Source organism: Cryobacterium sp. N22 (assembly GCF_002929555.1).
In the GTDB taxonomy this organism is placed as follows: Bacteria; Actinomycetota; Actinomycetes; order Actinomycetales; family Microbacteriaceae; genus Cryobacterium.
In genome coordinates, this window is record NZ_PJJP01000021.1 from 54,101 (window position 1) to 67,491 (window position 13,391).

The 13,391-nt window shown below is 67.2% G+C and carries 8 protein-coding genes; 1 reads left to right on the plus strand and 7 read right to left on the minus strand.

Features of this window, described 5'->3' with window-relative positions; translation table 11 throughout:
- The 7 genes from CXY76_RS02765 to CXY76_RS02795 form a co-directional block, all read right to left on the minus strand.
- A complete protein-coding gene (locus CXY76_RS02765; protein ID WP_233199525.1) occupies positions 1 to 2,433 on the minus strand; it encodes a glycoside hydrolase family 3 C-terminal domain-containing protein in 2,433 nt (810 codons plus the stop codon).
- A 71-nt stretch (positions 2,434 to 2,504) separates the two neighbouring features.
- Positions 2,505 to 6,044, minus strand: coding sequence for a hypothetical protein (locus tag CXY76_RS02770; protein WP_146073344.1), 3,540 nt, complete (start codon positions 6,042 to 6,044; stop codon positions 2,505 to 2,507).
- A gap of 126 nt (positions 6,045 to 6,170) precedes the next feature.
- Positions 6,171 to 7,913, minus strand: a complete 1,743-nt coding sequence (locus CXY76_RS02775) for an ABC transporter ATP-binding protein (RefSeq protein ID WP_104162742.1) — start codon at positions 7,911 to 7,913, stop codon at positions 6,171 to 6,173.
- The gene (locus tag CXY76_RS02780; RefSeq protein WP_104162743.1) at positions 7,910 to 8,875 is read right to left on the minus strand and encodes an ABC transporter permease; all 966 of its coding nucleotides are present in this window, start codon (positions 8,873 to 8,875) and stop codon (positions 7,910 to 7,912) included. The genes CXY76_RS02775 and CXY76_RS02780 overlap by 4 nt, the downstream gene beginning before the upstream one ends.
- Positions 8,872 to 9,852 carry an ABC transporter permease gene (locus CXY76_RS02785; protein WP_104162744.1) on the minus strand — a complete coding sequence of 327 codons (981 nt, stop codon included), beginning with the start codon at positions 9,850 to 9,852 and terminating at the stop codon, positions 8,872 to 8,874. The genes CXY76_RS02780 and CXY76_RS02785 overlap by 4 nt, the downstream gene beginning before the upstream one ends.
- Positions 9,853 to 9,974: 122 nt before the next feature.
- Positions 9,975 to 11,636, minus strand: a complete 1,662-nt coding sequence (locus CXY76_RS02790; protein ID WP_104162745.1) for an ABC transporter substrate-binding protein — start codon at positions 11,634 to 11,636, stop codon at positions 9,975 to 9,977.
- Between the two features lie 168 nt (positions 11,637 to 11,804).
- Positions 11,805 to 12,887 carry a LacI family DNA-binding transcriptional regulator gene (locus CXY76_RS02795; RefSeq protein WP_104162749.1) on the minus strand — a complete coding sequence of 361 codons (1,083 nt, stop codon included), beginning with the start codon at positions 12,885 to 12,887 and terminating at the stop codon, positions 11,805 to 11,807.
- A 274-nt stretch (positions 12,888 to 13,161) separates the two neighbouring features.
- Between CXY76_RS02795 and CXY76_RS19600 the strand changes: the two genes are divergently transcribed.
- Positions 13,162 to 13,391 (plus strand): hypothetical protein (locus tag CXY76_RS19600; protein WP_233199526.1); only part of this gene is annotated, 230 nt, incomplete at its 3' end.

A 13,391-nucleotide genomic window follows, 5' to 3' on the forward strand; every position in this document is an offset into this window, starting at 1 on the left:
CTATGGCTGGCTCCCCGCCCCCGAGTTCCTGATGATCTCCTCGCTCAGCACGGGCAGCGCCAGGACGAGTTCGAGGACGGTTCGGGCGGTGCGCTGGACCTCACCGAGTGTGATGCCGTCTGGGCGGGCGAGGGAATCCAGCAGAGACGATGCCGCAGAGGTGTCGAAGTCGCCGGTGACGTGGTCGAACCATCCGCCGGGCATAAAGACGTCTACCTGCGCGCGGATCCGGTAAGCGTCGTCAGCCAAAGCCGGGAAATCCGGGTCGACGGCGCGCTGCATCCACCAGTCGGTGATCACCGTTCCCTCAAATCCCCACTCCTCCCGAAGGATCGTCGTGCACAACTCGTCGTTGTAGTGCGACCATGCGCCGTTGATTTTGTTGTACGACGTCATGAGGGTGTGCGGGCGCGCCTGGGCGAGGCAGATCTGAAACCCGCGCAGGTAGATCTCCCGCAGTGCCCGTTCCGAGACCCTTGAGTCGTTGAGGTTCCGGTTGGTTTCCTGGTTGTTGCACGCAAAGTGTTTGGGGCAGGCCGCTACGCCCGCTTCCTGGATGCCGGCCACGACTGCGGCCGCGAAAAGGCCGGTGACCAGCGGATCCTCGGAGAAGTACTCGAAGTTGCGCCCGCACAGGGGGTCACGGTGAATGTTCATTCCCGGGCTGAGTAGCACGTGCGTGCCCTTGCGGACCATCTCCGCGCCGTGGCTCGCCGCGAGTCGACGCACGAGCGGGGTGTTCCAGGTTGAGGCGAGTGCCGCTCCGCAGGGCAGGAGCGCAGCGTAGGCCGACAGCCGAATGCCGGAGGGGCCGTCCGTCGTCGTAATGGGAGGCACGCCCTTGGCGCGCAGCGACGCGGTGATGCCGCCGAACACGCCAGCGTTCCCGGGCGTCCCGAGCGGGCTGTCCATGACTACGTCACCTCGGGTGAGCGCTTCCAGGTCCTCGTGGGATAGCTGGGCCACAAACTCGTCGAGGGTCGCTGCCCCTTCAGCGACATCGGCGAGGGTGATGTCCTGGCTTCCGGTCTGCTCCAGCATCGGAACCGTGCGTGCCAGGAGCCGTTCGCGGCGCGAGACCTCACGCGTGGGGACATCCTGCCACCCGACGACGGCGCGACCGGCGTCGTCGCGGTCGAGAATCATCCGTTGGAAGGGGTGGGCGGCGGCGGGTGCGCACGCCTCGGTCAGCTGTTCGACGACGCGCAGCTCGCTGAGCGTGAACGAGGCGATCGGGGTCGCCGCGCGCACGTCGGTGCCGGCGAATACCGTGTATGTACCGGCCTCGAGGACGTAGGCGGACCTATGGCCGGTCACCCCGGAATCGTCGTAAGAGGCCAGAGAGGCGATCGGGAAAGCCAGGTGCAACGACTCGCTCTCGCCCGGGGCCAGCCGTCGCGACTTCGCGAAGGACGCCAGCGTCCGGGCAGGCTTGCCGAGCTCGCCGTCCGGCGCTTGGACGTACACCTGGACGACCTCAGCGCCCGGATGCTCCGTCCCGGCGTTGCTCACGAGCGCGGTGACGGTGACCTCCTCGTCGTTGACCTGGGCCGTGGCCACCACATCGAGTCTCGAGTACCCGAGGCCGAACCCGAAGGGAAAGAGGACGGCGTCGGGCGCGAAGGTTTCGAAGTACCGGTAGCCGACGTAAATGTCCTCCGCGTAGTCGTTGTGCTCGAGCCCGCCGAAGTTCGGTGCGCTCGGGTAGTCGGCGTAGTGACGTGCGATGGTGTCGGTGAGTCGCCCTCCGGGCACCTGCACCCCGGTCAGGACGTCCGCGATAGCCCGCGCGCCCTCCATGCCGCCCTGCCAGGCGTAGAGCACCGAGGAGATCGCCTCGCCGTACTGGTCCAGCCACGCGAGATCGATGACGTTCCCGCAATCGAGCACGACGACCGTGTTTGTGAAGGCTGAGGTGACCGCGTCCAGCAGGCTCTTCTCCGCGTCCGTGAGGTAATAGCTGCCCTGGGTCAGGGTGTTCTCTCGCGCCTCCCCCGCGGCACGTCCCAAGACGATGACGGCGACGTCCGCCCGGGTTGCGGCGGCTCGAACGGCCTCGTCTTCGAGGGGCATCTCCTCGAAGTAGCGCGGCCAATTCCCCCAGGTGCCATCGTCGGGTGGGTTCTCCTCACACCAGCGTGTGTAGGTCGCGGCGAGCTCTGCGTCGACGATGACCTGACCGCCGTCGCGCAGGGCGTCCAGAAGGTTCCAGGAGTACGGCGTGTTGACGTCGCCGCCCGACCCGTACCCGACCGAGAAGTAGTCGATCTGGACCCGCCCGAAGAGCGCAATGCGCGACCCCCCGCGCAGAGGGAGGGTCCCGTCGTTGCGGAGCAGGACCGTCCCATCAGCTGCGGACTCCCTGCACAGGGCGACGAGTTCAGGGTCGATAAAGGTGTCGGTGTCAACCAGGCCCGTGGAGGCCTGCGCCAATTCCTGTTCGCCCGCCGAGAGCGATGGGGTGGGGCGCTCCGCCGGCGATTTCATCTGATGTTCCTCCATGGTCAGGCCTCAAGGGTGCTGCGGTCGACGCCGACGTGAACGTCGAGGACCGAGGTTCCGACGAGGTCCGCGAACGAGACGGACAGGCCACCCTGGCGGTAATGCTCAGTCGTCTTGACCCCGGTGAGGGGCGCGCCGTCGGCCATCACGTGGACGTCCCCGCTGCCGGGCTCGACGTGGAAGCGTACCGTGCGAGGCTCGCCTGCAAGATCCATGGTGATGGTGAGGCCGTCGTCCTCGAGAGCGAGGACCGGGTCTATGACCACCGCTCCGGCTCGCTCGATGAGACCGAGCGCTCCCTGCACCAGCTGGCGAAGGTAGATACCGGGGCCGCTGGAGTAGACGCGCCATCCACCCTTGACCGCGACCGTTCCCTCTCGCAACCGGTCGAAATTCGCGGCGGCGTCATAGCGGTCGGTGAAGGCCGCGTCGGAGGAGGAGTAGTAGCAGTTTCGCTGGCGCGGCATGCTCGTGCTCAGTCGCGCGAACTGGCCGACTGGGCTGATTCTCAGCAGCTCGGTGACGAGCCGCTCACGGCCCAGCGTCGCGAGGGCCTGCGTGTAGCGGATGTGGGCGTGGGTGTACATGAGCCCGACTTCGCGGCCGAAGTTCGCCGCTTGCTCACCACGACGGAAGAAGCGCGTCTGACCTTCGTGGAAGGGCGCGGGCCGGTCCATGAGGCGGACGCCGTCGGGGAAGTGCAGGTGCTCCTCGACGAGGCTCTCGTGGCGCAAGACTTGCGCGGGGGTGAACAGCCCGGCGATGATCGACCGGGTCATCGGGATGAGCCGGTAGGAAAGCCCCGTCCGGTCGTCGTTCGGGTGCAGCACGGGCCGCGGGCCCTCGGGGGTGAAGACAACGTAGCCGGCGAGCACATCGTCGATGATGAGACGCTCAGCGAATTCAGCCGCTATCGTCGACGCCTCGGACATGAGGTCGGTGGCGAGCGAGTCGTGCGCGGTCCCCCGAAGCTGGCCGCCGAGGGTGCTGACCGCCTGAAACAGAAGGGCGACGGTCCAGGCGGAGGCCATCTCACTGCTCATTGAGGCCTGTGCGGGCTGGAGGGTGTCATCCCAGTCGCCCTCACCGTACGAGAGCAGTTCGGTTCCGGGGGCGCGGTGGCTGCGGATGTAGTTCAGGGAGGCGCGCACATGGTCGGCGAGGGGCGCGGCCGCGGTGCCCGGGCGGCGCAGCTCGCCGTCCCAGTACGGCACCTCGAGGTCGAGGATCGTCGTGTCGCCGGTCGCCGCGAGGTACTCCCCCAGCGCCATAAGGGGCCAGACGACGACGTCGCCGTGGGCCTCGTCGGAATACCGCTCGCGGTAGGCGTCGAACATGAACCATTGCGGCAGGGTCCCGTCCGGGGACTGCTGGGCGAACACCCGGCGGACGATCTCGCCCGCCGCGTCGAAGTGGCCGAAGGCGAGGTTGAGCTCGAGCGGTCCCTGGCAGACGTCACGGGTGCCCCAGGCCGCGCCAGAGTATTGCTCGAGACCGTGCGGGACGAGGAAGTGGACCAGCGCGTTCTGCGTGAACCACGGCAGCAGGAGGTTGATCTCGGCGAGGCGGCCGTCGCCCTCGACCCGCAGGTTGCGCGTGTAGTCGGCGATGTAACCGCGGTGCGCTGCGAGCTCGGCGGCGACGTCAAGTGGGTTGTTGAGCACGGCCTCGGCGTGGGCGAGGGCGTCCGCAGCGCCGTCGAGGTCACCGGAGAGCACGAGCGATGCCGAGGTCGTCGCGTCGAAAGCGACAGCCGTCAGGTTCGTGCCATGGGAGCGGCCGTCGGGGAAGAGCGCCGCGTCGTCACCGAGGCGCCCGGCCTCACTGGCGAGTACGTAGACGAGATCAGGGCAGTGCTCGGCGACGTCGGTCCCGGCGTCCGCAGCGTAAACGAGCGCGCGCCCGTTGAGGGCCCGGCTTGCGGTCCACGACTGCTCGCCGAGCTCGACATCCACGGTGAGGATGATGTCGATCGGCTGCTCGGAGTCGATGCAGATCTCGATGGCGCGGGCGTCATGGCTTGCCGTGGTGCGCACGTCAATGCGACCGTGCTCGGTCGCGTAGATCCAACGGACCCCGCCGAGGTCGAGGACGAGGGCGGAGGGCACTCCGAGCAGCTGCCACCGGTCACCGACTCGAACGAGCGCCCGCACCCCTGAGGAACGCAGCAGGTTGAGGTGGTTGCGTTGGACGGAGACGAAACGGTTGGCGGTCGTGTTCCCGACGACGACGTGCGAGGCGAAGACCCCGTAGGCGTAGGCCGTCGCAGAGAGGATGTTGTCGTTCGGGATGACGTCGGTGCCGGCCTTGAGGACGTGCCCGTGGGGTCGCTCGACCGCGAGCTCCTTCGCGCGGCTGACGACGTGGGTGGCCTCGGGCGTGAAGAAGGACATCAGACGGCCGGCATCGTCGCGCTCGGGCTGGAGGACCCGGGACGACGCGTCGGAGTCCGCCGCCACGGTCCCGAGCTCGGTGAGCTCCGCGTCGGAGAGGTCGAGGCCGGCCAATAGCGGGGCCGATACCAACAGGGAGCGGGACGACGCGTGGGGCTCGGCAGCGGGAGCGGTATTCGCTGTGGCGGAGCGCACGCCGTCGTGCGGTGCCGAGGGCGCGCTGCTGAGGGCGAGCGCGAGCGCGCGATCGAACAGCCCAGGCACCTCGTCGAGGGCGTCAGCGAGCTCTCCGCGGTAATCCGCGACCACGGCTGTCACCGCGTGCACGGTGCGCGGAGCGGTGAGATCGAACTCGGGGCCGAGCAGCACCGGTAAGGCGAACTCGTACTGATAGATGAGCGAGTCCCAGTCGGGCACGCCCAGGCTGTGAGCGCGGCCATCGATCTTCGCGTCGAGCCCATAGAAAGAGAATCCGTCGGTGAGGTAGGCGCGAGCTCCTTCGACGATAGCGGTCACCGCCAGAGGCAGCACGGGCGCAGTCGCCATGGTCTGCCGGCTCGCGACGACGGTTCCGGCGCGGGCGTCGTCGAGCACGTGGTGCACGACGTACTGGCTCACGTAGGGCTCGTTGTTGACGGCCGTCGAGAACGGCACGAGGGCAAGGTCCTGGGCGAAGATGACGTCGTAGATGGCGTCCGCCGCGCCGGGCTCAGCGGCCGCGAGGTCCACCCGCCACACCCAGACGTCACCCTGCGGGTCGAGAGTGAGAGTCACCACGTAGCCGGCCCCGAGGGCCTGACCCGACCAGCGCACGCAGCCCGGCGCCTCAGCGAAGTCACCGGCCGAGCGTCCACCGACGAGCGGCACCCCCTCGACAATGCGAGCACCCGAGGCGTCCAGGCCGTGGCGGCGCAAGAACACGCCGCCGACCATGGCGTCATGCTCGCTCGGCACATACTGGTTCACCAGCATCGACTCCCCATACGTGATGGCACGCACGTCACCTGCGGCCGACAGCTCGATGCGGGTGGTCCCCGCCTCAAGCAACGCCGCCGTCGGCGCGACACTCATGGGGCTACGGTCGCCTGGCAGGACCGAGGCTGCTGCGGCAGGATCGGCAGTGGACGGGTGGGCGGTGTGCGTGGTCACGGGTATTCCTCAATGCAGGCAGCTGCAAGTGGTGCGGGGGCGTGCAGGGGCCCCGCAGGATGGCGCTAACGGTGTGGTTCAGACGTGCAATTCAGCGGTCGCGCGTCTCAGATACTCCGGCGTCGGTCATCGCCCGGCTCCCGCGCGCTGCGGCTGCGGGATCGCCTCGAGCAGCTGCATCGTGTAGGGGTCCTGGGGGAACCGGAGCACCTGGGCGGTCTGCCCGGACTCCACGACCCGGCCCTGGTTGAGAACCATGATCTGGTCGGTCACCAGCCGGGCGGAGAGCAGGTCGTGGGTGATGTAGAGCATCGAGACGCCGAACGTGACCCGCAGACCGTCGAGCAGCGCGAGTACGCCGGCGCGCAACGACACGTCGAGCATCGAGACGGGTTCGTCCGCGATGATCACCTGCGGGTCGCAGGCGAGTGCGCGGGCAATGACGACCCGCTGACGTTGCCCGCCGGACAGCTGGTGCGGGAGCTTCGCCGCGAACTGCTCCACGGGCGTCAGCCCCACGGTGTCCAGGAGCTCGAGCACGCGGGTGCGGGCTGCGGCGCCGCGCAGATCGGTGTAGTTGAGGACGGGGCGCATGAGCGCGTACTCGACAGTGTGCAGCGGGTTGAGCGCGGAGTACGGGTCCTGGAAGACCATCTGCACCTCCCGGCGGAGATCCCGGAGCCCTGTGCGCCGGAGCCGGTCGACCCGGGCCTCGCCGAAGTGGATCGTGCCCGATGTGGGACGTTCCACGCCGGTGATCAGCTTGGCGAGAGTGGACTTGCCCGACCCACTCGCTCCGACCAGGGCCATGGACTGGCCCGGTTCGAGGGTGAAGGAGACGTGGTCGACGGCGGTGACCGGGTCGCTGCCGCGGCGCGGCCGAGGATAGACCTTGCTGACGTCGTCGACCACGATGGCCGCCGCGTCGGGCCGCCCCGCCCGGCGCCGGACGGGCGTGGCAGGCGCGGAGGGCGCTGCCGTCACGGGATCGCCGTCGGCTGGGGACACGACGCCGAGGACGGTGTCGTGCCCGGTGAGAGAGATCGTCGAGCCGCGCACGAGGAGTCCCGGCACCTCGACGACCTCCGCGCGGGGGTCGGCGTAGTGGCCGAGCAACATCTGCGTGTACTCGTGCTGCGGGTCGTGCAGGATCTGCTCCGACGTGCCGTCCTCCACGATGACGCCCTCGCTCATGACCATGACCCGTGACGTCGACTCGAGTACGACGCCGAGGTCGTGACTGATCAGCAGCGCCGTGAAGTTCTCCGACTTCTGCAGCTCCCGGATGGTGCCCATGACGGCGTGCTGCACGAGAACGTCCAGAGCTGTGGTCGGCTCGTCGAAGACCATGAGCTGCGGCTCGAGCGACAGCGCGAGGGCGATCGAGACGCGTTGCCTCATGCCGCCGGAGAGCTCACCGGGGAAGCGGTCGAGCACATCGCGGGGCAGCTCGACCTTCTCGACGAGCTCGTAGGCTCGCGCGAGCCGCTTGCTCTTGGGCACGTGGTCGTGCGCCGCGAAGATGTCGCCGAAGTGTTTGCGAATCGAGCGCACCGGGTTGAGCGCGTTCATGCCGGACTGCAGCACCATCGCGAAACCGCCCTGGCGCTGCTTGCGCAGCTCCTCCTCATCCATGCTCGCGATATCGCGGCCGTCGAAAAGGATCGTGCCCTGCGAGATGCGGGCCGGCGCCTTGGCGAGGCGGGTGACCGCGAAGCCGAGGGTCGACTTTCCGGAGCCCGACTCCCCCACCAGGCCGACGAACTCGCCTCGTTCCAGGGAGAAAGAAGCGTTCTTGACCGCGTAGGTCGGCTCCGCGCCGCGCGGTTCGTAGATGACCGACAGGTTGTTGGCCTCGAGCAGGCTCATCGTCCGGTTCCTTCCCGAAGGCGGGGGTTGGACAGGCCGTCCACCCCGAAGTTGATAAGAGTGAGCGACGTGGCAATCAGTGCGATGCACAGGCCGGGTGCGAACAGCAGCACCCACTGGCCGGTGAGCAGCGCATTTGAATTCGACGCCCAGAAGAGCATGGATCCCCAGCTCACGGTCGTCGTGTCGCCGATGCCGAGGAACGACAGGCCCGACTCCGCGAGGATCGCCGACGTCGCGGCACCGAAGAAGCTTCCGGTGATGAGCGACGTCATGTTCGGCAGGATCTCGTGGAACACGATGCGGGTGGCGCCGTCTCCGGCGAATTGCGCCGCGGTGATGAAGTCACGACCGCGGATGGACTGCGTCTGCGAGCGGAGCACCCGGGCCCCGTAGGCCCACCCGGTGAGCACGACGACGAAGATGATCATGGTCATGCCGCCGTTCTGCAGGTAGGCCGCTATGACGATCATGAGCGGGAGCCCCGGGATGACGAGCACGAGGTTGACGATGAAGTTGATGATCTCGGCGAGCGGGCCACGGATATAGCCCCAGGACAGTCCGACGACGACCGCGATGAGCGTGGAAAGGAACCCGGCGATGAAGCCGACGAGCACCGAGATCCGGGCACCGAAGATCACTTGCGAGAGCACGTCCTCGCCGGCGGCGGTGGTGCCGAACCAGTGGCTGCCGGATGGCGATTGGTTGCGACCGAAGCCGTTCTCGCTCGCACCGTAGGGCGCGATGAGCGGCGCGAAGATGGCGAGGGCCACGAAGGCGAGGAGCAGGACGACGCCGATGCGGGCCTTCTTGTTGCTCCAGATGGTGGAGGCGCCGCGCGAGAGCACCCGCAGTGGCGAAGCCGGTCCGTGCGGCTTGGGGACGGCGGGGTCAGCACCACCCGCGGTCTGGTGGGGCGGCGTCGAGCCCGTGGGCTCGGGGAGGTTCACTACAGCAGTCATCGGCGGGTCCTCGGATCCAATAGTCCGTACAAGATGTCGACCAGGAAGTTCGCGAGCAGGATGCTGATCGTGATCATGAGGAACAGAGCCTGCATGAGCGGGAAGTCCTGGTTCGTGACCGCGTTGAAGAGCAAGTAGCCCACACCGGGGTAGTTGAAGACCTGCTCGACCAGCAGCGACCCGCCGACCACACCGCCCAGCGCCAGGCCGAAGCCCGTGAGGTTGGGGAGGATGGCGTTGCGGGCGGCGTACTTGACGGCGACGGTGCGGGTGCGCAGGCCGTTGGCTTCGGCGAAGGTCACGTAGTCGTCGCCGAGGGTGTTGATCATGTTGTTGCGCATCCCGAGTATCCAGCCGCCGACGGAGGTGACGAGGATGGTCAGGGCGGGCAGCCAGGCGTGGCCGATCGCGTCGCCGATGAAGGCGAGGCTGAGGTTGGGAGTCGATTCGAGGCCGTACGCGCCCGAGGTCGGGAACCACTTGAGCGTGTAGCCGAGGAAGAAGACGAGCAGCAGGGCGGTCCAGAAGTAGGGGAACGCCGACGTGAACGTTCCGCCCAGTGTGGGCAGCGTGTCCAGCCAGGTGCCGCGCTTCCAGGCGGCGAGGACACCGAGCAGGGTTCCGAGGATGAACGCCACGATCGTCACCAGACCGACCATGACGAGCGTCCACGGGAGCGCGTTCATGACCAGCGAGGAGACGCTCTGCGGGAAGAACGTGTACGAGACCCCGAAGTCGAGATGCGCCACGTTGCCGAGGTACTGAACGTACTGCGACCAGGTGTCGCCGGTCGGGACGCCGAGTTGAGCCTCGATGGCTGCTCGGGTCGCGGGATCCACAGGGCCGTTTTGTGCCAGCTTCGCGATGGCCGCGTCAGCCGGTGTGCCGGGCATGAGGCGCGGCAGCAGGAAGTTCAGGGTGATCGCGGCCCACGCGGTCAGGAGCAGCAAGCCAAGCTTGCGCAGGGGGTACCACACGGGTTACTCGCCTTCGTTGGGAGATTGGGGCACGGCGGGGCTGAGCGAGGTGCCCGAGGTGTGAGAAGCACCTCGCTCAGCCTTTAGCGGTTCGATGGCTCAGAGGTTCTGAAGGAGAACCCTCAGCCCTTCACCTTCGTGATGGTGGTCAGGACGACCAGCGCTGCCGAGGTGTACGGGGTCGGCGTCATGTAGGGGTTGTCAGCGTCGGGCCAGCCGGTGAAGCTCTTGTCGGAGACGAGGCCCCAGAGGCCTGCGTAGTAGACGGAGATGACCGGAAGGTCGTTGTACATGACCTCCTGGAGTTCTCCGGCGAGCTCCTTCTGACGGTCCGCGTCGACGGTCGTGCGGAACTCGGTGAGCATCGCGTCGACCTCAGGGTTGGAGTACCGCTGGTAGTTCGACGGAGCCGAGGTTCCGATCGGCTGAAGGAAATCGGAGCTGAGCAGGTTGTAGTAGCCCTGGTACACCGAGCCGTTGCCGCCGAAGGAGGTCATCGCGACGTCGAAGTCACCGTTCTGAACCGCCTGGAAGTAGGCGGCGGGCTGTGGCTGGTTGATCTTCACGTCGATGCCGATCGCGACGTACTGCTTCTGGATCTCCTGGACTGCGCGCAGCCAGTCCGTCCAGCCGTTCGGCGTTGTGATCGTCATCTTGGCCTGGACGCCGTCCGCGTCGACGAGTTTGTCGCCCTTGACGGTGTAGCCGGCCTTGGCGAAGGCCGCCTCCGCGGCGGCGGTGTCCTGGGTGACCATGCCCTCGTCGGGGATGGCATCGGTGAGCCACTCGGACTGGGTCGGCAGGAGGAGCCCCTGCTGGCCGGCGGCGCCGACGGTGCCTTCGGAGGCGTTGTCGGCGATGCTGTCACGCTTGAGGGCGAGGGACATGCCCTCGCGGAAGTTCGGGTCGTTGTAGGGAGCCTTGGTGAGGTTCGGCGCGATGGCGACCGTGCCAGCGGCGGGGAACCAGTACTCGTTGCCCTCGCCTGCGGCGACCCAGGTGTTCTCGACATCCGACATGAAGGCGTAGGCCCAGTCATAGCCGTTGTTGACGACGTCCAGCTGCGAGTTCGCGGCGGGGAGCACGAGTTCATCGGCGGCCACCTTGTCGGCCTGCCAGTAGTCCGCGTTCTTCTCGAGCTTGTACTGATTCGCGTTGAAGTCGCCGAGCGTATAGGGGCCGGTTCCGATCGGGTCATCGTTGGTGAAGGTGACCGGGTCTGCCACGTCTGCCCAAAGGTGCTCGGCCACGATCGGCACGGCGAGCACGGTGATCGGGGCGGAGGAGTCCTCAGCCTGGAGGGCGAAGGTGACCTTCTGGCCATCCGCGGTCACGGATTCGACACGCGACCAGACACCGGTGCTGTCGAGGGCTGGGAACTCCTTGAGCAGGTTGTACGTGAAGACCACGTCGTCAGCAGTAAATTCTTCGCCGTCGCTCCAGATCACGCCCTCGCGGATGTCCGAGACGATCGTCTTGGCGTCGGGCTGCGTGTAGCCGGTCTGCAAAAAGCTCGTCGACTTGCCGTCGAGCGCGTTCACGACCATGAGGGGTTCGTTGATGATCGTCGATGCGGTGCGCTTCTCGATCACGAACGGGTTGAAGTTCTTGACGAACGTCGGCGATCCGTTGTCGGCGGCGAGCATGAGTGAGCTCGATCCATCCGTTCCGGTCGTGGGTCCCGACTCGGGGGCTGCACAGGCGCTGAGCGCCAGGGCTGCGGCGAGCCCCAGCCCCAGAGCGGAAGTCAGGCGCATGCGCGTCCGACGGGTGCCATCGATCATGGATGTCTTCTCCTTAGTGTCATCTTTGTCACCTCGGCCGAGCGTTACGCATCCACGCGGATTACGTCGGCAAGTAGTGCTGTCCTCATACTGTATGCGCATACATCCCCTTCGCGCAACTTACGATCGCACAGCCGAGGGGATGGACGTGACGATGCCCTGCCTGGGTCAGGCGAGGCAACCACAGCTCTCACGCAGCAGCACCGTGACCGGCAAAGTCCCGGTCTGCGGTGGCAACAGGGGGTCGCCCAATCTGCGCAGTAAGGTGTCCACCGCCGCTCGCCCCAGCTCACGCATGGGTTGACGGACGGTTGTGAGCCGCGGTCGTGACGTTTGCGAGGCGTCGATCCCGTCGAAGCCGGTGACTATGACGTCCTCGGGCACCCTCAGCCCTGTGGCGAGCAGGGCGTCGAGGATTCCCAGGGCGGTCTGGTCGTTCGAGCACACGAGCGCCCGCGGGACCTGACCCGCCTCGACCAAACGACGACCGAGCATCCGGCCGTGACTCCGGGTGAAGTCGCCGCGCAGGAGCGGCTCCGACGGCGGCTCAATACCCTCGGCTTGCAGCCCCATTCGGAACCCCTCGAAGCGGTCGTGATCGTCCGGGGAATCGGCCGGGCCTCCGACGAAGGCCAGGTCGCGGACTCCGTGGGCGTCGACGATGTGCTGGGTCATCGCTTGCATCCCGGCGACGTTATCGGTGCCGATGTGGTCGTAGTCATCCCCTGCGCGCGTGCCGGCGATGACCACGACCGGGATATTCCGGGCGATGTGGGCAAGCAGCCTCTCGGGCACAGTCCGCGAGAGCGTGATCATGCCATCGACACGACCGGCAAGGTTGTCGAAGATCTCGTTGCCCCGCGCCACCGCGATAGTCACGGCCATGCCGTGCCGCCACGCCTCGATCTCCGTGCCGAGCATGACCTCGCTGAGGTAGAGGTCCCCGCTCGGTTCGACGTCCTCGGGCGGGTCGAATTGTTCGATCACCCTGCCATCGGTATAGACGACCGGCGCCGGTCCGCCGTCGATCCCGTCGAAGTCGGGGAAGCACAGCCCGATCGCACCGGCCCGTCGCGCCGCCAGGCTACGAGCGCTTCCGCTCGGCACGTAGCCCAAATTCAGGACGGCTGCGTCCACGCGGTCCTTGGTCGCCTGCGACACCTTGTGCGGCTTCCGGAACACCCGCGATACGGTCGCGATCGACACCCCCGCGAGATCCGCGACGTCGTAGACGGTGGGAGTCTTCGGCATCAGATTCTCCATCTCCTATGGACTCCGGCTGGGCGCATTTTGTGCCGTGGTCTGGCATAAGGGTGCGGTGCAATCCATCTTGGCATGATTGTCGGATGCCCCTGAGCCTGCGGGGGTAGGACGCCCGCAGGCCCGGTTTGGCCCGATGCGTTGCGGCTTTCAGGGGGGCGGTGGGATACTGGCGCCATTGCCGGTTGACCGGCCGACTCTCTACCGCCCGGGATTGAGAAAATAGATGGCCATGACGTCGCACGGCCGCGGTATGCATCGCGTCGTGCGCGCACGCCGTCGGCACGAACGGCGACTGCGAACCGGAGCCATTGCGGGTCTGCTCGTGCTGGGTGCCACGGTTCTCACGGCCGGCGCACCGACGGCCGCGGACGCCGCGTCCACCCTGGCCACGACCACGGCCCCACCCCAGCCAACCGACACACCCACACCCACACCCACACCCACGCCCACGCCAACGCCAACACCCACACCCACCGAGAATCCCACTCCCCC